This window comes from Fredinandcohnia onubensis, from assembly GCF_002734285.1.
Classification (GTDB): domain Bacteria; phylum Bacillota; class Bacilli; order Bacillales; family Bacillaceae_L; genus Ferdinandcohnia; species Ferdinandcohnia onubensis_A.
Map to the genome: position 1 here is coordinate 1 of NZ_NSEA01000034.1, position 17,139 is coordinate 17,139.

Consider the following 17,139-nt stretch of genomic DNA (forward strand, 5'->3'; position numbering starts at 1 on the left):
ATCCCTAATTATAGTTGTGTTTTGATTGTGGAGGGTTGTTTTATTTCCAAACTTCATCAAGCTTATCTGCGTAAAATTCAATTGCACGTCTGTATTGTTGAATATACTTATCCCCCGAGGTCGTGGCTAGACTTTTCAACAAAATTTCCATAGCCTCCTGATGTCGACCAAGATTATAGAGTGTCATCGCGTAAAAAGAATTGATCGCATGATTTTCAGGAAACAGCTCGATGCCTTTTACTAAAGTATCTTCCGATTTTTGATATTTTCCGAGGGTCCGATAAGTACTGCCTAAACCTAATAATGCCCCTTCTAAATCCTCATCTTTTAAACCTAGTGCGATTGATTTTTCATAAAAAGGGACAGCTTCCGATTCCAAGCCTAACACATCAAAACTCCAGGCAACCTGATAGTTTAGTTGAGGATCATCTGGGGACTCTTTTACCAAACTCAATAGCCGTTGATTCGATTCCTTAAGATGGCCCTCTTTTCTAAGTTGAAGAGCGTGCTTCATTTTTGATAGGTCTCCTTATATTCATCATAATATAGAACCTCAATAGCATTTGACCAGTTGAGGACAGTTCCCACAAAGTCCTTGATATCGAGTCCTCTCATCTCATACGTATCTTCAGTATTGGTAGTCCCAGTTGCATCTTCAATAAAGGTTACTTTATAGCCTCGATCATATCCCGAAATGGCGGTAAACATGCAACAGAACTCTGTTTCAAAGCCAGTAATAAATATGTGTTCTACTCCGAGTTCCTCTAAAATACTCGCTAGTTTTGTTTTGAAAAAGGCACTCGGTGTCTCTTTTTCAACGATATAATCAGCAAAATCTCTGACAGATTCGTGTAATTCAGAGCCCTCAGCTTCCCGATATAACGGACTTTCCTCAACACTGTCGAAATGACGCACCATAATTACCGGTAGTTTTTTCGTTTTGAAATCTTGAATAATCTGTTGAATTTTGTGAAGTTCCTCGCTAAAATCTTTAAAATTCACTATTCCATTTTGGACATCAATCACTAGCAATGCTTGCATTTATTTACCCTCCCTTTTTAAATGTTGGACTGAGTTCGCTCCAAACGTCGAATTGGTTACCGTCTGGATCTCTAAATACAAAGTTCTTACCTGCATGACCACGGTCTTCGATTTCTCCGACTGTGATTTGATGTTCTTTGTATTCTTTATGTAAGTTCTCTAATGCTTGTAAACCATCAACCTCAAAAGTTAGTGAAAAGCGTTCATGACCTTTTGCATCGATGAAGTTTGCGGATTGTCCTTCCCGTGCTGCAACAAGGAAAAAACTTTGATTCGCCAAATCGATGATGGCTTTGTCCTCATCCATATAGTTTAGCTTTGCTCCAAGTTTTTCAGTGTACCAGCTGGCTGAACGCTCCACGTTTGAAACAGGAAGATAAGTGGTACCCACCCGCATGAGTTTTTGTGACATTTTTTTGGCCCCCTTTTTCCGACAGGATTTGTAATGTACTTTATTCGAGTTTAATCTTGATTTCCCTTTTATTTTTATGAATTATTTTCCAGTAGAGGACATGATGAGCATAAAAAAGAAGCCATCTCCTTTTGTTGGACTGGCTTCTTGTCTAATCTTATTTAGTTAAGTTTAGCGATGGCTTGGACGTATTGTTCGTACAAGGGTTCCCAGAGCTTTTTACGGTCATCCACTTGTTTTCCATCTAGTAAAACACCGATGACATCTAAACAAACATGCCAACCGGCTAAATCTCTCGGTGTATGATCCGTTAGCTTAGTGATTGTTTCAATTAAAAGCAGTTTGCATCCATTGTGCTCAGGGGTCAGCTCAAAGCGCACTTTGTCGTCTCCCCATGTATATTCCAAAACAGAGTGGTCGCTAAAGTCTGTGATATTCATTTCCTCAAAGGTTCCATCTCCCATATCAAATAAAATACGGCCACCCTTCTGAAGACCATCAACCTTTAATTCTGAAAACCATGTTTGTAGTTTATCGTTCTCTGTTAACATCGCCCAAACCTCTTCAACGGAGTGTGAAAAGTGGCGTTCGAATGTTGCTATGTAATTTGGTTCATTTTTTTCAAGTGTTGCTAGCATGTTGTACCTCCTACTTCATTTTCGTGCCAAAGCTTGTTTTTAAATCATCCCATCCGTAAACTGCTTCTTTCAGTTTCTTCCCGCCAATTTCGACTTCGACTGAATCTAGTTTGCGGGCTCCAAGTGCTTCGTAAAATAGACAGGATTTGTTCTCTTCCAATACTAATACTAGCATGGCGTTTATATTTTTACCTAATAGTTGTCTTACAACAGGGGCTACTAACTTTTTCCCCAAGCCTTGACCCTGATATTCTTGTAAAATATATATGGCGTAGAGCTCTCCATGAAAGTTTTCGTATTCCCCGCTCCGTTCTTTCCCACCACAGGCAAATCCTACGACTTCACCTTGCTCATTTTCTGCTATAAATATATGTCCGTTAGGAATTCCCTTTTTCCACATCAATTCCCTAGATTCATAAGATAATTGCTGTAGAAAGTCATCAGGTACAATTCCTGAGTGGGTCGATTTCCAACTGTCGACATGCACCTTGGCGATGCCTGATGCATCAGTTATAACCGCTTTTCTTATTTTCATAATGTCCTCCTATCTTACTTCCAGTGCAAAGGCGTAAAATGCATCTCCGTTTGAGACATTCTTTTCGTTTTCATCCATCCACCAAACGCCATAGGAATAGTAATATATCCCTTTTTCCTCGGGTGCTGTAAAACGATGATTTTCTACTTTTACTTCTGTTTCCTTGTCACCATTATAATAGGCTACGTGCACCTCATTTGGCATTGGTTCATAATCCATCACGAATGTAATTTCTTCACCAGGCTGCACGACGACCGGATCTTTTCCTTCTAAAAGAGCTTCTGGCCCTGCTGTGTCGACACACTCACCTGTATTTGAAGTGCTCCAGCAATACGTACCTAGTTTCGTTGGATATGTCTCATTTCCGACTTTAACCATCGTCTCAGGTGGTTTGCCTCCTGTTAGTTTACTAGCATCATTACCACCGCAACCTGCTAGAGTAATTGAAATTCCAATTAGAAGTACAAGCATCCATCTTTTCATCATGTGTCCTCCCATTGTGCGCTTTACTAAACTGACGAAACATTCTAAAAAAGGTTACACATTTTGAAACCAAACGGCTTATTCTTCCGTATATTTGGTATAATGGAATATATATGAAGAAACGGACTTTTGTAAGGAGGTTATCTAATGACAGGTCTTGTTACGGTTGTAATGATTTTTTCAATTCCACTTGTTGCCATTATTACGAGTCACTTTCAGACACAATCTAAATATAAACATAAAATGATCCAAGATGAATTAGAGTTAGAAAAGCTGAAGCATGATAATTACTTGCTCGAAACAGAGAAAATGCGTGTCGAGCTCGAAAAGATGAAACTTGAAGCCCCAAAGGATGAAACGAAGATTATTTAAGTAAGTAGTCCGATAAAAATCTCAGTTCAAGTAACATACGTTTTCGCAACGTAAATACCAAGGCAATTAACAATACAATTAACACCCAATAAAGCCAGGCACCTTGACCTGGCTTTATTTTAAACTCCCCATCATTTTCATTAATAATTTTTTAGGAAGTTCATAATGAGCTATTAATACAAGCAAATATAAATCGAATAACCAAATATTTGAGCTTATATCATAATCCTCTTTATTTATTTTCTTTTCGAATTCATTCATCAAACCTATTAATAATGCACAAACAAGAAAATATAGATATTGTGTTAACACATATACCCAATCTTCTTGAGTTCCTCCTATTGCAGCAATCCCTGAAAATACAGATACTACGAAGAACCATATACTCAGTAATATGGATATAACTAAAATAACAAATCGAACAAACCCAAAAATATATAAGGCGAGCGTTTTAATTTTTATCACCACCATATGTAAATATACTTCGGTAAAAGCCTATACATACCACCTTCATTTACCTTTTTAGGGTGTATTTTTTTACTCTCTACAATTTACTCATAAAATCATGAATCTCTTTTTTTCCTCGTAAAATGACCACAGTTTTATCCTTTGCTAATCGGTTAAGCCGTTCCTGCATTTTTTGAATTCTTGGTTTATAGGTCGTCCAGATGAATTTGATAAACTCCCAATCTAATTTTTCAGTACAGCCAAGGTCTGGACGCTTTTTTCCAATGTGTGTTAGATAGCGTTTAAGTACCTGGTAGAGGCACCTATATCTTGGTAGTTCCAGATAGATAATGGTATCGGCTTGCTCTGCACGAAGGTCAAAGGTTTTGCTATAATTGCCATCGATAATCCAACTGTCATTCCTGAGAATCTCCTCTTGGGCTTGTGTAAATTCTGCAAGTGAAGCCTCCACCCATCCTGGTTTCCAAAAGTAGCTGTCTAAATGGAACACGTCAATTCCAGTTTTATTACCTAACTTTTGAGCAAATGTAGACTTTCCAACGCCAGCCGATATTCCGATGACCATGATTTTTTTCATGCAGACCCTCACTTTTTTAGTATTTTCGACCCATTCTTTCATGCTATAATTTTACTAGTTAATTAGATTTAGAATAAGGGGTCAGTTACGTGTATCATTTTATTGCAAATTTAGTAAAAGCCATCCTTACAACTACAGGTGGAATTAAGGTTTTTAACAAGGAACAGCTGCCAAAGGACGGCGCCTATGTTGTTGCTTGTACGCATACAGGTTATATCGATATTTTGTGGCTTGGTGTTTCACTACTCCCTCGACAAATACATTATATGGCAAAAAAGGAATTGTTCACAAACAAATTTATCGGTGGCTTTTTAACAAAGTTAAACGCCTTCCCAGTGGATCGTGATAACCCTGGTCCGAGTGTGTTAAAAATTCCATCTAGATTGCTTTCAAAAGGGGAAATCGTAGGAATCTTTCCAAGTGGAACACGTACGAATGAGCAATCTGCGCTTAAACAAGGAGCGATTACAATTGCACAGCGCAGCAAGGTACCTGTCGTTCCCGCTGTGTATATTGGGCCAAATACGATTGGTGAGTTGATTAAGTTTAAAAAGGCAAAGCTTATTTTCGGTGAACCCATGTATATCGCCTCTCCAGATATGGACGCAAAGCAAGCACGTGAGCATTTCACCCATGAATTGGAGAGAAGATTGGGATTGCTTCGAGAAGATTTAAACAAGAAAAAGTGATTTGGAAAACGTTTAGACAGATGTGAACTGCACATCCTCCAATGGGGTGCAGTTCACACATGTGCCAAGCATTTTTTATAATTGAAATTTTTGCTTGATCATTTTCGCTACTTCTGCAGCGCTTAAATGTGTATTGTCAATTTTGATATAGTTATCGAATGTGATTTCACCATCAAATGAATTCAAGCGATGTTTTTCCATTGTCTTTTTGATGTCATTTTCAGACCATTCGATGTCGCGCTTTTTAGGTTTATGTTCGAGGCGATTTGGTGTTTTATTCCGTTTGAATCTCTCTTCCACGTCAGCTTCGAGTTCGACATAATAAACAGTTGCCCCTCTTGATTCAAAAAGCTCAGATAAATCTTTTACATACTCCCAATCTGATTCCATATCGAACATCCAGACATACGTAAATATCATGCCATCTAAATCACTCTTTGATGCTTCTTCAAAAATCTCCTGACGAAACAATTTTACTAATCGTTTCCCTTCTTTTGTACTATAATCGAAAAAATGACTGACTAAATCGATCGTCATGTGATTGTGGAACAGCTTTAAATCTGTTATTTTCGCTAGTTCCTGTCCTACCGTCATTTTGCCAACCGCTTGAGGTCCAAAAAGATGAATAAATTTCATAGCGTTTCCCCTTTTCTTTCCAAATATTTTAACATAATTTTACAAAAATTCACGTACTATTTTTCTAGTTTGTAACCTTTTCACATAAATTTTCGCCAAATAAGATGAGGTGAGAAAATGAGACGGATTGTTTTATTTTTTAGCTTTTTCACTTTGTTGCTTGCAAGTTGTGGTACGAGTGGGCAAAATGGCAATCGTGCCGAAACAACTATTACTGGCTATATTCTTGAAATCGGGGATCGAATCCTGGTTAATGAACACATTACTGGAGCGGAATTTGAGACAAAAACAGATCAAGAAATTTATGACGAATACTATTATTCAAGTATTTTTTTCAGTGTCAGTTCTGTCGACAAGTCAGTTATTTCAAAGCTCGAAGTTGGGCAAAAAGTGAAAATTGTGGTGGATGGCGGGATTGCAGAGTCTGCCCCAGCCCAGGCAAAAGCGAGTAAAATTGAGATTGTTGAGGAGTGAATGCTGCGACTTTTTGGGTCGCAGCATTTTTAATGATTTGTGCTGATGTATAAGTCATAAATCTTCCAATCTAAACTGCCTTTTCCTCTGAAAAGTACATTTTTTTCGTTGGCTGTGAGACGAGGATGATCACAAAAACAGCAAGCACCACGCTAATAATAGATAATGTAACAATCGTGTATCGTAACGGCAGAAGGTCGCCCATGATCCCAATAAATAATAGGAAAACAACGGACACTGCACTTTGTAGGACACTTACGATACTTGTGACACGACCCATGATTTCAACAGGTACATTATTTTGATAAAAGGTGTTAAAGCCTGTATTTGAAAAGGCAAAGAAGAAGCCTAAGATAATAAAACCAGTTGCTGCCATCGCAAAGGATGTGGACAGGGAGTAGATGAAGTAACCAGCTGCAAGCATAAAGAGTCCTGTTCCGATAAGGGCACGAATCGATAAAAATCTTGAAATGAAAATGACCAATAACCCTCCGGCAGCATAGCCAATCCCAGTCACACTCATTAGTAAGCTATACTCCACCTCAGTTAGGCCAATCACCCTTTGAGTAAAAACCACTTCCTGCGAATCCATAGCCATTGTAAAAATATCAAATATGATAAAGCTGGAATAGATGGTCATCACAAATACTGCCTCTTTACCAAATCGGATGACCACTCTCCAATCTTCTAGTAGATTCTTTAATTGAAGCTTTTCAGTTGTTTCACTTTGGCTACTATCGATATTCGGTAAAAATGCGATAAGAATGGCAGAAATGACAAAGGAAATGGCATTACTATAGATTGCGATTTCAAGACTGCCAACAATAAGAAACACACCCGCAATCGCTGGTCCCGTAATGAACGCACCAGAAGAAACCAAGCTTCTAATCGAATTAAAGGTCTTCCGCTGTTTCTTTGGAATGAGGGCAGTTATATAGGTAGTTGATGTCGGATTAAAAAAGGATTTAGCAACACTGATTACAAATAACAATGCATAAATCATCCAAACACTTGGAAGAAGTGGGATGATGGCGACCGCAATGGCCCGAACAATATCCGTGATGATCATGATTTTCTTTTTATTTGAACGGTCAATGATGCTCCCAGACCACCCGTTTACAAGGATTGACGTAATGGGACTGACAACCCATAGAGCAGCTACTGCCGCGGCCGAGCCCGTCATTTTTAAAACAAGTAGATTAATAGCAACAAGATAAATAAAATCCCCCAAAGAGGATAATCCCAACCCTGTTAATAGCAATGCAGGGGACTTCCACTCTTTCATTAACGGCTTCATTCGATACCCTCATTTTCAAAAGATTTCCTCTCCTTTGAATCTTACATGAAAAGCTGTATGAAAAGAAGTCCAAACTTGAATCCTACCTCTAGATAAATTACGATAAAGATATTCGTCCATAGGGAGTGAGTAAAATGGCTAGTGTGTATGATTTTGAAGTAACCATGCCAAATGGTGAAAGAAAAGCGTTAAAGGAATATGAAGGAAAACCTCTGATTATTGTCAATACAGCAAGTAAATGTGGGTTTACGCCCCAGTTTAAGGGCTTGCAGGAGCTTTACGATAAATATCTAGATAACGGTTTAGTTGTTCTTGGGTTCCCATCTGCACAGTTTGGAAATCAAGAGTTTGAAAATGTTGATGAAACAACTTCATTTTGCGAAATAAATTATGGTGTGAAATTTCCTATGTTTGCAAAGATTGATGTCAATGGTGAGAACGCCGATCCATTGTTTGAATATCTAAAAGAACAACAAAAAGGTGTTTTATCGAAAGCAATCAAATGGAATTTCACCAAGTTTTTAGTAGACCGTGATGGCCAAGTTGTGGGCCGCTATGCCCCACAAACTGAGCCTGAGAAAATTGAGGAAGACCTAAAAAAAGTGTTATAAATACTCTTTGATCTTTTTCCACTCTTGGAGCTTGCCTTCAAGAGTTTTGTTGTATTTGCCGGGAACTGGGCTGGTAGACGGAAGTTTAATAACCTCAAGTCCTGGAAAGCGATTGAGCCCAATGTATTTTTGATAGCTTTTATAGGCTTTTGTGCCATTACATACAATTAAGCGAAGGTTTGGCTGACTTTTTACAAAAGACTCAATCTTGTTCGGTTCTTCATTTTTAATATTCGAATCCAAACTTCCCTCCCGATGGCAGCTATATAGTACGTCCCAAAGAGCAATGCTTTTGGCTTTTATAAATGCAATCTTATCCTCGTATTCTGCTTGCTCGTGACTATCAAAAAGCTGAAACATGATCTTCCAAAAATGGTTTCGTTTGTTGCCGTAGTATTCCTGTTTCCGAAGTGACTCCACACTCGGAATCGAACCGAGAATTAACACTTTCGGATCATCTCCAACTACAGGATCCAGACCAAAAATTCTCTCCACAAGCATCACCTTTTCTGTTATGTTTAATCTAGTAAGAATGACGAGGTATTGCTATGAATCAATCGATTGTTATTGAAGCACCAATTATAGAAGTATTTGACTGTATTGTGAAGGCTGAGCTGCGGGAAAAATGGTTTCCGAATGTAACTTCTATCCATTATTCTAACCTCGAGCATGAATCTCATCCTGGTGCGAGCTTTCAGCTTACGGCTGTGGAAGGTAAAGAACAGGTTTCATTACAGGGTAGGAACAAGGAAATTACCCGCCCATCGTTCATCGCTTTTGAACTTGAATCACAAACCTATAGGATGACTTTTTCGTATCGTTTGCAGCAGCAGGCCAATCATACCGTGATCGAGCAAGAGTTTGAAACAAGGTATTACCGACCTGTTATGAATGTGATCGATAAGCTATTATTTAAAAGTTCAGCCAAACAAACGGGTGAATTTGTTTTAAACAATTTAAAAGAGTTCTGTGAAGCTAGGGTAAGACCTGAATAGGTCTGCCTAGCTTTTTATTTAAGAGTTTTTATTAGCACTGACAATCGAAGTAATTATATGCAAAGAATCCCACTCACCCTCTGATACAAATGTGATTGGGTATTTTCTTCGGAAAATCTTTTGGTCAATTTCTTCTACGGATAGGCCATTTTCATATAGATTTGTCACTTCGCCGCAAAGATTTTCAAGGTAGTCTAATTTTTGTTGCATCTTTCGTTTTCCATCTTGTATGTAGCCAGCATGACAGCAAAACATAGGGCCGAAGTCATGGGTAAGAACCTTCCGAATTGAAGCCATGATTTGAGGAACTGATTCAGACCTCATTATTACTTTTGTTTTTGGAGCTACAAACAAATCACCTGTGAACAGGGTTCCTGTTTCTTTATTCAATAAAGCAATATGGTCCTTTGCATGGCCTGGTGTATGTAACACTTTCCATTCTTTTTTCCTAGAGTGTATTGTGTCTGAAATAGGTAGTGGTTTGAATGGCTCTCGTTTGCCCCAAATTTCGTGGCGATATTTCGGGTAAGGTGCGAATTGTGAACATATGTCGATACCGAGAGGCGAGATATAAATCGGTATGTTTAGGTTTTCTTGGATCCACGGTGCTGTACCAGTATGGTCTTCATGACTATGCGTTAATGCAACTACATCAAATGAAGCCTCTTTTAAAAAAGGAATAATTTGAGTCTCATAGCTTTTTGCCCCTGTATCAACCAGCATTCCATCGGTTACAAATAAAAAGAGGTTGGGCATATTCGGCACCTCTAATTCAACACAAGTAACATTTTCTCGATCGTATACTTCCACCACATGATTCACACTCCCTTTTTAAGCGTAACTCTAGTAAACAATATAATCTGCACCTTCCCTAAAGAAATCCACAATCCAGATGATTCCTATGAATAGGATCCAGATTAGGAATGGAATGATTAGGCTTTTAAAAGCATGGCTCCATTTGTATCTGCCCTTCTTTTTTCCTAAAATACGGTCTGTTACAAAAAACAGGATGGCTGCACCAAGACTTAGCCATTGGAGCACGAAACCAAATAACATATGAAAGATGGCTGACAAATATGGTTCCATTCGTATACTTTTTTTCGTAATGAGTCCCGAGAGGAAGTCGCTAATGATCGATGTTACCGTTCCGTATACGAAGATGACTGGAAAGCTGTACATGAGGTAGAATGGCACGGTTTGTGTAAAACCCCAAATATATTCTTTTATAGAGTTGATTTCACTCCCAAATGAACCTGGAAAAAATAAGCTAAGCAAGATGGCAAAAAGGGAGCCGGAGATGGATGCGGTTAGTAGCTTTCTAGGTAATACCTGTTTGATAAATGTCAAAATTATTACACCCCTAGTAAAATCAGCTTTGTTTTGATTTTAACACAGTAATCCCCACTAGTAGAACAATACCTATTCCAAAGATGACCCAAAAATAGGAGCTTGTGAGGATATTCTTGATATGAGATGGAGCATCGTGGACATAGACCGCTTTTACGTACTGTCCTACTTCCGTTTCCACAGCGATTGACTCGGTGATCGGGACACCTTGTATCTTATAATATCGCGTTCCTATCTCATAATAGTTTGATGCATTTCCATAATAGTCCCCACTATACTCATCCGCTTTTGTTTCCACCTTACCTATCGCTTTTCCTAATTCGGTTTGTTTAAGTAGCACTTCTTCCTTTACCTCATATACTTTTCCATCATGAACGACAAAGAAATACGCCCAACTAAGAGCGTTAGCAGAGATTGTATGAAATAATAAAAATAAGAGTGTTATACAAAGAGTTTTTTTCATTTATTTCTCCCTCAAGTCAAAACGTCTAAATAATATAAAACAAAATACATTCCAAAACACAAGATTGAGCCAACTAAAAATGGACTAATTTTTAATGTCATTTTCTCGTGCTCTGGTTTGTAGCTTCCCAAGAACATATCAAAGACTGCTTTTTGACTATTTTTCGAAAAGACATCGCCAGTGGAACTCATTAAAAATGCAAAAATGATGAAAATGCATGAACCAAGAAACAGCGTGTTCACAAGGTTTGTATCAAAAAACAGTGATATACCGAAAAGCAGGCTTATTTCTAGTACCAACACCAATAATACAAAAAACATATATCTCTTCAAGGAATCCACTCCCTTCTTTATATATGTACGTAAATTATTTACAGAAGTTTCAGTTTTTATCATATAAATAAACGCTGACCCGTCTTTGGACCAACGCTCTCACAATTGCTTAGTCTTTGCCTTTTTTTATTTCTTCCACGACATATCTTGCTCCAAGAATCGTACAAAGAATAACGGTAAAAATCAGAGTTACTATTAGTGCGTGAGTTTGTAGATGATAGGATGATTCAACAGATGAATAGCCAATATTGGACATGATTGGAGCTACAATGAATGCACTAAGAAAAAACAGAGCAATCGTTGCAAAAAGTGAGACTCCAAGTGTTTTCATGGCATTATCTCCTTTCACTCAAAGTGTCTAACCTATATATATGAAATTCGAATCATTAATTCCATATTCGCTCGAAAGTGATTTGTTTTTTTGAAGTTAAGAGATATACATCCGGATTGCTAAGTGTTGCCCATTGTTCGAATCCAAAATTCTTATCGAAATGATTCAAAAGCAATGACAATAGGCCACCATGTGTCACTATGATTGTATTCTCAGCATCACTTTTCAGAACTTCGTCGACAACCTCAATGACTCGGTTTGCAGCTTCTCGGCTGGATTCTCCACCTTCATATGTCAGATCCAAATTCTCATAAGTTTCTCTTAATTTTTCATACCAATCTAGCATATTCCTTGTACTTAAAACACGTTCTGATAGCTGATGATTCATTTCGATAACAATATCACGTTCACTTGCTAGTGGATGGATTGTTTGGATGGCACGTTTGAATGGACTCGAAATGATTCGATCTACTTTTCGTTGTTTAAAAAAGGCAGCTAAATCAATGGATTGTTGTATGCCTTTATCAGTTAGAGGCGCTTCAGGTTCCTGGCCCTCTGCTGCGCAATGCCTAATCAAATATATGTATTTCATTTGGTCCTCCTTTTTAAGAATTTTTCTATTGTCAATGCATTCACTCCTCTTTTTAAGAATTTTCCTTTTTATGTTAAATTCCACAAAAAAGGTGTGAATCCTGCATGGATAATCACACCTTATCTTCCATTTATAGAAGCTTGGACATATAATACTCATCCACAAAATCACCGTCAATTAAAAGGGAATCTCTCTTCGTTCCTTCGATTTCAAAACCCATTTTTTGATACAAAGCTAACCCCGCTACATTTCGAGTCACAACGGTTAATTCCAGACGATGGATTTTGTGCGTTAACGCCCACTTTTCCAGTTCTTCAAATAGATTTACACCTACACCTTTGCCTCTAAAATCCTTCAAGATACCGACAACAATATACACGGAATGCTTGTTTCTCCTTGCATTACCACCAATCGCCATTATATAACCGATTAATTGGCCTTTCTCTTCAGCAACGAGAATCGTAGAGTTATCTTCTGAACATATTCTTTCTATCATTTTTCGTTGCTGGTCGGTATTTGCTTTCCTTTCCCCCGCTTCCCAAAGCATGAATTCAGAAGTCATCTCAACTTGTTGTGTAAGATACCCAAGATTCTCCGCATCTGAAATTGTGATTTGTCTTACTAGCAATCTACTTCCCTCCCCTATCTCCCTATCTACATCTTTTCATAATGCTTTTCCATGATCACATAGTCTTTGCCACCTTTTACAAAGCTATAATTGGTTTCTTGTAATCCAAATTTTTTATAAAAATCCACCTTATTCTTTCTGGCATTGCACCATATTCTTTTCAGGTCACGATTCTTTACTTCCTTTAACACGTAGTCCAACAACGTACTTCCATATCCCTGACCTTGTTCGTTTTGAAGTGTAGCAAACTTTCGAAATTGGGCTTCTTCGTTATCTATAAAAAGAGAGACAACTGATTTCAGCGTTTCATCTTTAAAAAGTCCAAAATGAATCCCTACATCATCGTCTTTTAATTTTATATAGTCAAAGTCTTTATCAGGCCACATAACTTTGTGCCTTACTTCCCAAGCTTGTTCTTTATCGATTCTCGTAATTGTGGTTGCCATAATCCTCACCCTCATTAATTAACCTTACACTTATTTTAACCTTTTTAATTCAGCTTCGCTTATTGATTCACCAGTTAGTTCAAATACTAATTCTTTGTTACTGACTAAATCAAAGGTTATGTTTTGATTTAACGGAATTCGATCACCATTATCTTCTATGTGGGTGTCCATTAACATAAAAACGGTCATTTCACCTTCACCCTCCAAATGGAAGTCATCCTCAAGGAATTCAAACAAAAGTTCATCTCCTTTTACTAATTTAGATTCGTCCGCATTTATCGCTCCTTGTGTATGGTTACGTATGTCTAATTCCAGACCATAAACTTCAAAATCTACATTGTTTTTTACTTTAATGATCATATTATTTTCATTTGGCACAATTGGGGTTCCAGAATTTTCTGTACACGCTGATAAAAAAATAAGAAGAAAAAGCATTATGGGTACTAGTTTTTTCATGTTACCATCTCCTTTTTATAAAGTATGACTAGTATTAATCTTAGTGGTGTTTTTCCCTTTAACCTGCTTCAACGTTGCCACGATAAGAAAGCTCACGATGACTAATAGAACCCATGAACTCACCTTACCTAAATGAACAAGACTCCATGCTTTTGTTTGGTTGGGATATTCCCAAGCTCCAAAGAACGTTGCAATATTTTCAGCTATCCAAATAAAAAATCCAATTAACATAAAAGAAAGGGCAATGGGCATCCGGTAATGCGTTCCATTAATCTCGTACGTGACCCATGATTTCCAAAACACAATTATGACAAGTCCCGCTAGATACCAACGAATGTCAATCCAAAAATGATGAGTGAAAAAGTTCAAATAAATTGCAGATGCAAGGGCCACAACTAGCCAAAATGGTGGCCACTTCACGAGGTCCACATTAAGCCTTCTCCATGCCTGGCAAAGATAACTCGCCACACTTGCGTACATGAATCCGCTATATAATGGCACGCCGAAAAATTTAAAATACCCTTCCTCTGGGTAGGACCATGAGCCCATATGTGTCTTGAAAAGTTCAAGAGCAAGCCCGATTAAGTGAAACAATGTGATCACCTTTAGTTCATCCCTTGTTTCAAGGCCAGAGCGTACCATCCACCACTGCATCACAAGACAGATGATGAGCAGCCAATCATACCGTGGCAGAATTGGAAGAGGTATGATTTTCGTAAGAGCCAAAGAGGCAAAAATAACCACAGGAAACAAACAAGAAAGGGCCTGCTCCCAACCAAAACGAAAAAGCTGTTCCAACGCTCTCATGATCCTAACCTCCATTTTGGGACAAGGGACCTGTCCCTGTGTCCCATCCGAATTTGAATTATTTTCTAGTTGATTATAAAATATAATTTATTGTTTTTCAATAAAAAGTTGTTGTTTTTTGTATTTATTTTATTGTTTTATAAAAACACATCGGGAATTTTACGCAAAAATAAAAAGCATTCCTCATAGGAAATGCTTTCATCCGAAGGTTCAAAACTATTTTTCTTGTAAAATTCCCTTCGTATAAAGGATGTAATCTGTAAAATAACCATCGATTTTTAATTGTTTCATTCGTTTTTGTTCTATTTTTTGTGTTTTTCTATTCGTAAAGAAAACATGTACTTTCTTCCCATTTTTATGCAATTCCTTCACAACACGGCGTGTTACATCGGTTGATTCAATTCCTATTATTGGATAGTCCGATGAAATGGCCTTCTCTAAATCAAATTCCCCCTTTTTATATAAAAGGGTTAGTGGAATATCTGGTGCCAATGAATGAACTTTTTCGAGACTTTTCGTAGAGAAGGATTGGATGATTACCCGTTTATTATTTAATAGGTTATATGCTTTTAAGAGGTCAATCAATTTCTCCTCCATGGCTAACTGATTGTTTACGAGTCTCGTTTCAATATAGAAATTCTCAGTTTCAGAAAATGCATCAAAAATTTCTTGCAAACTAGGAATTTCTTCCTCTCCTTCAATTTGATGGTCGAGATTCGAAATCGTATTGATTGATTTTAGTTCTTCTAACGTAAAATCGGAAACCTTTCCCGTTTCATTCGTTGTTCGATTGATGGTATCATCATGCATCGCCACAAGTTCACCATCTTTTGTCATTCGCAAGTCAATTTCTATATAATCGACATCATCATCTGAGGCAATTTTATAAGCAGTTAGTGTATGTTCATTAAACCGATCACTAGCTCCTCTATGTGCAATTATCATAAATTCACCTGCTTTAACAGGTTCAACATTCTGTTCAGTTATTGCTAATGCTATTGTTGTAAACCCAATGCTTATTAGTAATGTAAGAATCACATATCTTTTTATCAAACTAATTCTTCCTGCCGTTTCTAAATGATAATCTGTTACCATTTAAACATAATTATTTATCTTAAAAAGCAGTTTAACTAATTACTAACAAACACTTAAAATGTGATTTACAATTATAAATGGATTGCAATAAAAAATGCTTGGCATCCCAAGCATTTTTTTGTATTTATTCAGTATCTGTTTCCTGATTTTTTACTACTAGTTACCAGTTTGTAAGAGATTCATCATCGGAAAAAACCTTTAGTTTTTAGTAGAAAAGACACTAGAATCGATATTGCAGTGCTACTATGTTTACAGTTATAAAAACATTTCAATTGAAATTGTGCGTTTTTTCTACTCTTCTTGTCCAATCATTTCCTTCATATAAACATAAAATTTAGTAATTTACTATAAAGAGGCAAACATATATGATGATAAACAAAATTATTAATACTGGATTAAAACATCTAGGTAAACCCTATGTCTTTAATGCTCCATCCTTTCAAACAGAATCTTTCGATTGTAGCTCGTTCATACAATATATTTTTGGCGTACATGGGATATTACTTCCACGTAATTCTCGACAACAGTTTAGATTTGGTGAAAGGATCCCTTTTCAGAATATAAAAAAAGGCGATCTATTATTCTTTACAACAAAAAAAAGAAAGAAACTGAAGGGTATTGAAAGAATTGGTCACATAGCTATTTATATAGGGGACGATAAAATTCTACACGCTGTTCGCCCAGACAAGGAAGTTAAGATTTCGATTTTAAGTGATTATTGGAAAAGCGTATATTTAGCAGCCAAGAGAGTTATCTAAATTGAGAACCATCTTTTCACAAAATTATTTTACCAAACTTACTTTTGAATAAAGGGATTTCTTTAGTTCTATTAACCAAAACATCCACCCCTTAAAAGAGAGTGGACTCAAATTATATATATTTGTTGTTATTCAAAATCTTCTTTAGCTAGGCTCCATTCAAGCTTATTAGGTTCTGCTTTTCCACCGAGCATTATTTTATATGTTTCAGATTCTCTAGCATCAAATATAAGTTCACCAGTTATGGAATCAACTCCAGCCAATTCCCCTGCAATTTGTTTTCCAAAACTGAACTCTTTGCCAGCTGTTACTGTGTTCCAGTTGACAATGTCATCTACAAAGATTTTAAATGGTAATACTTTTTCTAAATTTGTCGTCTCCGATGCTCTACTCGTTATCGTTACATTTGCAACGACATATGTACCCCTTAAAGCCGTCTCTCCATCTCCACCTGCTTCTTTCTTCACACTATTTATCGTTACTTCAAATTCTCCACCCTTGGTTGCATAAAGTCCAGTTTCACCTATTGTTAAGATACCATCTTCGCTGATCCCGTCCCCACCTGTTTCTGAACTTCCACCCCCACCACATGCACTGACGAATATTACCAATACCAGTAGTACCGACCAAAGACTAAATTTTTTCATTATTTAACC

29 protein-coding genes are annotated in these 17,139 nt (G+C 37.2%); 6 read left to right on the forward strand and 23 right to left on the reverse strand.

The genetic code is table 11. The features are described 5' to 3' along the window. Window positions 1-40: 40 nt before the first annotated feature. The 6 genes from CKJ95_RS22120 to CKJ95_RS22145 form a co-directional block, all read right to left on the reverse strand. On the reverse strand, window positions 41-514 hold the full coding sequence (locus CKJ95_RS22120; RefSeq protein ID WP_099355633.1) for a tetratricopeptide repeat protein: 474 nt from the start codon (window positions 512-514) through the stop codon (window positions 41-43). Then, the gene (locus tag CKJ95_RS22125) at window positions 511-1,041 is read right to left on the reverse strand and encodes a cysteine hydrolase family protein (protein WP_099355634.1); all 531 of its coding nucleotides are present in this window, start codon (window positions 1,039-1,041) and stop codon (window positions 511-513) included. Before CKJ95_RS22125 ends, CKJ95_RS22120 begins: the two co-directional genes overlap by 4 nt. A gap of 4 nt (window positions 1,042-1,045) precedes the next feature. Beyond that, window positions 1,046-1,453, reverse strand: coding sequence for a VOC family protein (locus CKJ95_RS22130; protein WP_099355635.1), 408 nt, complete (start codon window positions 1,451-1,453; stop codon window positions 1,046-1,048). 161 nt (window positions 1,454-1,614) lie between these two features. Then, window positions 1,615-2,091 (reverse strand): SRPBCC family protein, encoded by a 477-nt coding sequence (locus tag CKJ95_RS22135; protein WP_099355636.1) that lies wholly within the window; start codon window positions 2,089-2,091, stop codon window positions 1,615-1,617. 10 nt (window positions 2,092-2,101) lie between these two features. After that, a complete protein-coding gene (locus CKJ95_RS22140; RefSeq protein ID WP_099355637.1) occupies window positions 2,102-2,626 on the reverse strand; it encodes a GNAT family N-acetyltransferase in 525 nt (174 codons plus the stop codon). Between the two features lie 9 nt (window positions 2,627-2,635). Continuing rightward, on the reverse strand, window positions 2,636-3,109 hold the full coding sequence (locus tag CKJ95_RS22145; protein ID WP_099355638.1) for a hypothetical protein: 474 nt from the start codon (window positions 3,107-3,109) through the stop codon (window positions 2,636-2,638). A 147-nt stretch (window positions 3,110-3,256) separates the two neighbouring features. Here CKJ95_RS22145 and CKJ95_RS22150 point away from each other — a divergent pair, with 147 nt between their 5' ends. Further along, window positions 3,257-3,481, forward strand: coding sequence for a hypothetical protein (locus tag CKJ95_RS22150; protein WP_099355639.1), 225 nt, complete (start codon window positions 3,257-3,259; stop codon window positions 3,479-3,481). Window positions 3,482-3,595: 114 nt separating this feature from the next. Here the strand turns inward: CKJ95_RS22150 and CKJ95_RS22155 are convergent, their stop codons facing one another. Both CKJ95_RS22155 and CKJ95_RS22160 read right to left on the reverse strand, forming a co-directional pair. Continuing rightward, window positions 3,596-3,952 (reverse strand): hypothetical protein, encoded by a 357-nt coding sequence (locus CKJ95_RS22155; protein ID WP_099355640.1) that lies wholly within the window; start codon window positions 3,950-3,952, stop codon window positions 3,596-3,598. A 73-nt stretch (window positions 3,953-4,025) separates the two neighbouring features. After that, entirely contained in the window at window positions 4,026-4,526 is a 501-nt protein-coding gene (locus CKJ95_RS22160; RefSeq protein ID WP_099355641.1) for a topology modulation protein, read from the reverse strand. Window positions 4,527-4,615: 89 nt separating this feature from the next. Between CKJ95_RS22160 and CKJ95_RS22165 the strand changes: the two genes are divergently transcribed. Then, window positions 4,616-5,215 (forward strand): lysophospholipid acyltransferase family protein, encoded by a 600-nt coding sequence (locus CKJ95_RS22165; RefSeq protein WP_099355642.1) that lies wholly within the window; start codon window positions 4,616-4,618, stop codon window positions 5,213-5,215. A gap of 75 nt (window positions 5,216-5,290) precedes the next feature. Here CKJ95_RS22165 and CKJ95_RS22170 read toward each other — a convergent pair whose 3' ends face one another. Continuing rightward, window positions 5,291-5,851: an AAA family ATPase gene (locus CKJ95_RS22170; protein WP_099355643.1), complete on the reverse strand. Its 561-nt coding sequence runs from the start codon at window positions 5,849-5,851 to the stop codon at window positions 5,291-5,293. A gap of 117 nt (window positions 5,852-5,968) precedes the next feature. Between CKJ95_RS22170 and CKJ95_RS22175 the strand changes: the two genes are divergently transcribed. Further along, window positions 5,969-6,325 carry a DUF3221 domain-containing protein gene (locus tag CKJ95_RS22175; RefSeq protein ID WP_099355644.1) on the forward strand — a complete coding sequence of 119 codons (357 nt, stop codon included), beginning with the start codon at window positions 5,969-5,971 and terminating at the stop codon, window positions 6,323-6,325. A 70-nt stretch (window positions 6,326-6,395) separates the two neighbouring features. Here the strand turns inward: CKJ95_RS22175 and CKJ95_RS22180 are convergent, their stop codons facing one another. Then, complete coding sequence (locus CKJ95_RS22180) at window positions 6,396-7,622, reverse strand: MFS transporter (protein WP_180271657.1); 1,227 nt, start codon at window positions 7,620-7,622, stop codon at window positions 6,396-6,398. A 134-nt stretch (window positions 7,623-7,756) separates the two neighbouring features. Between CKJ95_RS22180 and CKJ95_RS22185 the strand changes: the two genes are divergently transcribed. Further along, complete coding sequence (locus CKJ95_RS22185) at window positions 7,757-8,233, forward strand: glutathione peroxidase (protein WP_099355645.1); 477 nt, start codon at window positions 7,757-7,759, stop codon at window positions 8,231-8,233. Here the strand turns inward: CKJ95_RS22185 and CKJ95_RS22190 are convergent. Next, window positions 8,228-8,734: a DNA-deoxyinosine glycosylase gene (locus CKJ95_RS22190; RefSeq protein WP_099355646.1), complete on the reverse strand. Its 507-nt coding sequence runs from the start codon at window positions 8,732-8,734 to the stop codon at window positions 8,228-8,230. The two genes, CKJ95_RS22185 and CKJ95_RS22190, sit on opposite strands and share 6 nt — an antisense overlap. 47 nt (window positions 8,735-8,781) lie before the next feature. On the opposite strand from CKJ95_RS22190, the gene CKJ95_RS22195 reads away from it, so the two are divergent. Then, window positions 8,782-9,228 carry an SRPBCC family protein gene (locus CKJ95_RS22195; protein WP_099355647.1) on the forward strand — a complete coding sequence of 149 codons (447 nt, stop codon included), beginning with the start codon at window positions 8,782-8,784 and terminating at the stop codon, window positions 9,226-9,228. Between the two features lie 18 nt (window positions 9,229-9,246). Here CKJ95_RS22195 and CKJ95_RS22200 read toward each other — a convergent pair whose 3' ends face one another. From CKJ95_RS22200 to CKJ95_RS22250, 11 genes are all read right to left on the reverse strand, one after another. Next, window positions 9,247-10,041, reverse strand: coding sequence for an MBL fold metallo-hydrolase (locus CKJ95_RS22200; protein ID WP_099355648.1), 795 nt, complete (start codon window positions 10,039-10,041; stop codon window positions 9,247-9,249). Window positions 10,042-10,071: 30 nt separating this feature from the next. Beyond that, the gene (locus tag CKJ95_RS22205; RefSeq protein ID WP_099355649.1) at window positions 10,072-10,575 is read right to left on the reverse strand and encodes a hypothetical protein; all 504 of its coding nucleotides are present in this window, start codon (window positions 10,573-10,575) and stop codon (window positions 10,072-10,074) included. A gap of 22 nt (window positions 10,576-10,597) precedes the next feature. After that, on the reverse strand, window positions 10,598-11,038 hold the full coding sequence (locus CKJ95_RS22210) for a hypothetical protein (RefSeq protein WP_099355650.1): 441 nt from the start codon (window positions 11,036-11,038) through the stop codon (window positions 10,598-10,600). 11 nt (window positions 11,039-11,049) lie between these two features. Beyond that, entirely contained in the window at window positions 11,050-11,370 is a 321-nt protein-coding gene (locus tag CKJ95_RS22215) for a hypothetical protein (RefSeq protein ID WP_099355651.1), read from the reverse strand. Between the two features lie 109 nt (window positions 11,371-11,479). After that, entirely contained in the window at window positions 11,480-11,701 is a 222-nt protein-coding gene (locus tag CKJ95_RS22220; RefSeq protein WP_099355652.1) for a hypothetical protein, read from the reverse strand. A 55-nt stretch (window positions 11,702-11,756) separates the two neighbouring features. Then, window positions 11,757-12,293, reverse strand: a complete 537-nt coding sequence (locus CKJ95_RS22225; RefSeq protein WP_099355653.1) for a histidine phosphatase family protein — start codon at window positions 12,291-12,293, stop codon at window positions 11,757-11,759. Window positions 12,294-12,423: 130 nt separating this feature from the next. Next, window positions 12,424-12,921: a GNAT family N-acetyltransferase gene (locus CKJ95_RS22230; RefSeq protein ID WP_099355654.1), complete on the reverse strand. Its 498-nt coding sequence runs from the start codon at window positions 12,919-12,921 to the stop codon at window positions 12,424-12,426. A 26-nt stretch (window positions 12,922-12,947) separates the two neighbouring features. Beyond that, window positions 12,948-13,367, reverse strand: a complete 420-nt coding sequence (locus tag CKJ95_RS22235; RefSeq protein ID WP_099355655.1) for a GNAT family N-acetyltransferase — start codon at window positions 13,365-13,367, stop codon at window positions 12,948-12,950. A gap of 30 nt (window positions 13,368-13,397) precedes the next feature. After that, window positions 13,398-13,823, reverse strand: a complete 426-nt coding sequence (locus tag CKJ95_RS22240) for a hypothetical protein (RefSeq protein WP_099355656.1) — start codon at window positions 13,821-13,823, stop codon at window positions 13,398-13,400. A gap of 15 nt (window positions 13,824-13,838) precedes the next feature. After that, on the reverse strand, window positions 13,839-14,630 hold the full coding sequence (locus CKJ95_RS22245; RefSeq protein ID WP_099355657.1) for a DUF817 domain-containing protein: 792 nt from the start codon (window positions 14,628-14,630) through the stop codon (window positions 13,839-13,841). A 216-nt stretch (window positions 14,631-14,846) separates the two neighbouring features. Beyond that, window positions 14,847-15,683, reverse strand: coding sequence for a glycerophosphodiester phosphodiesterase (locus CKJ95_RS22250; protein WP_180271659.1), 837 nt, complete (start codon window positions 15,681-15,683; stop codon window positions 14,847-14,849). A 407-nt stretch (window positions 15,684-16,090) separates the two neighbouring features. Between CKJ95_RS22250 and CKJ95_RS22255 the strand changes: the two genes are divergently transcribed. Further along, on the forward strand, window positions 16,091-16,483 hold the full coding sequence (locus tag CKJ95_RS22255) for a C40 family peptidase (protein WP_099355659.1): 393 nt from the start codon (window positions 16,091-16,093) through the stop codon (window positions 16,481-16,483). 128 nt (window positions 16,484-16,611) lie between these two features. Here CKJ95_RS22255 and CKJ95_RS22260 read toward each other — a convergent pair whose 3' ends face one another. Continuing rightward, complete coding sequence (locus CKJ95_RS22260; protein WP_099355660.1) at window positions 16,612-17,130, reverse strand: DUF4352 domain-containing protein; 519 nt, start codon at window positions 17,128-17,130, stop codon at window positions 16,612-16,614. Window positions 17,131-17,139: the final 9 nt, after the last annotated feature.

What these genes read in the sequence shown, in the direction of transcription:
- CKJ95_RS22120 (WP_099355633.1), bottom strand. Translation starts at nt 514, where the DNA reads ATGAAGCACGCTCTTCAACTTAGAAAAGAGGGCCATCTTAAGGAATCG.
- CKJ95_RS22125 (WP_099355634.1), bottom strand. Translation starts at nt 1,041, where the DNA reads ATGCAAGCATTGCTAGTGATTGATGTCCAAAATGGAATAGTGAATTTT.
- CKJ95_RS22130 (WP_099355635.1), bottom strand. Translation starts at nt 1,453, where the DNA reads ATGTCACAAAAACTCATGCGGGTGGGTACCACTTATCTTCCTGTTTCA.
- CKJ95_RS22135 (WP_099355636.1), bottom strand. Translation starts at nt 2,091, where the DNA reads ATGCTAGCAACACTTGAAAAAAATGAACCAAATTACATAGCAACATTC.
- CKJ95_RS22140 (WP_099355637.1), bottom strand. Translation starts at nt 2,626, where the DNA reads ATGAAAATAAGAAAAGCGGTTATAACTGATGCATCAGGCATCGCCAAG.
- CKJ95_RS22145 (WP_099355638.1), bottom strand. Translation starts at nt 3,109, where the DNA reads ATGAAAAGATGGATGCTTGTACTTCTAATTGGAATTTCAATTACTCTA.
- CKJ95_RS22150 (WP_099355639.1), top strand. Translation starts at nt 3,257, where the DNA reads ATGACAGGTCTTGTTACGGTTGTAATGATTTTTTCAATTCCACTTGTT.
- CKJ95_RS22155 (WP_099355640.1), bottom strand. Translation starts at nt 3,952, where the DNA reads ATGGTGGTGATAAAAATTAAAACGCTCGCCTTATATATTTTTGGGTTT.
- CKJ95_RS22160 (WP_099355641.1), bottom strand. Translation starts at nt 4,526, where the DNA reads ATGAAAAAAATCATGGTCATCGGAATATCGGCTGGCGTTGGAAAGTCT.
- CKJ95_RS22170 (WP_099355643.1), bottom strand. Translation starts at nt 5,851, where the DNA reads ATGAAATTTATTCATCTTTTTGGACCTCAAGCGGTTGGCAAAATGACG.
- CKJ95_RS22175 (WP_099355644.1), top strand. Translation starts at nt 5,969, where the DNA reads ATGAGACGGATTGTTTTATTTTTTAGCTTTTTCACTTTGTTGCTTGCA.
- CKJ95_RS22180 (WP_180271657.1), bottom strand. Translation starts at nt 7,622, where the DNA reads ATGAAGCCGTTAATGAAAGAGTGGAAGTCCCCTGCATTGCTATTAACA.
- CKJ95_RS22185 (WP_099355645.1), top strand. Translation starts at nt 7,757, where the DNA reads ATGGCTAGTGTGTATGATTTTGAAGTAACCATGCCAAATGGTGAAAGA.
- CKJ95_RS22190 (WP_099355646.1), bottom strand. Translation starts at nt 8,734, where the DNA reads ATGCTTGTGGAGAGAATTTTTGGTCTGGATCCTGTAGTTGGAGATGAT.
- CKJ95_RS22195 (WP_099355647.1), top strand. Translation starts at nt 8,782, where the DNA reads ATGAATCAATCGATTGTTATTGAAGCACCAATTATAGAAGTATTTGAC.
- CKJ95_RS22210 (WP_099355650.1), bottom strand. Translation starts at nt 11,038, where the DNA reads ATGAAAAAAACTCTTTGTATAACACTCTTATTTTTATTATTTCATACA.
- CKJ95_RS22220 (WP_099355652.1), bottom strand. Translation starts at nt 11,701, where the DNA reads ATGAAAACACTTGGAGTCTCACTTTTTGCAACGATTGCTCTGTTTTTT.
- CKJ95_RS22225 (WP_099355653.1), bottom strand. Translation starts at nt 12,293, where the DNA reads ATGAAATACATATATTTGATTAGGCATTGCGCAGCAGAGGGCCAGGAA.
- CKJ95_RS22235 (WP_099355655.1), bottom strand. Translation starts at nt 13,367, where the DNA reads ATGGCAACCACAATTACGAGAATCGATAAAGAACAAGCTTGGGAAGTA.
- CKJ95_RS22240 (WP_099355656.1), bottom strand. Translation starts at nt 13,823, where the DNA reads ATGAAAAAACTAGTACCCATAATGCTTTTTCTTCTTATTTTTTTATCA.
- CKJ95_RS22245 (WP_099355657.1), bottom strand. Translation starts at nt 14,630, where the DNA reads ATGAGAGCGTTGGAACAGCTTTTTCGTTTTGGTTGGGAGCAGGCCCTT.
- CKJ95_RS22255 (WP_099355659.1), top strand. Translation starts at nt 16,091, where the DNA reads ATGATGATAAACAAAATTATTAATACTGGATTAAAACATCTAGGTAAA.
- CKJ95_RS22260 (WP_099355660.1), bottom strand. Translation starts at nt 17,130, where the DNA reads ATGAAAAAATTTAGTCTTTGGTCGGTACTACTGGTATTGGTAATATTC.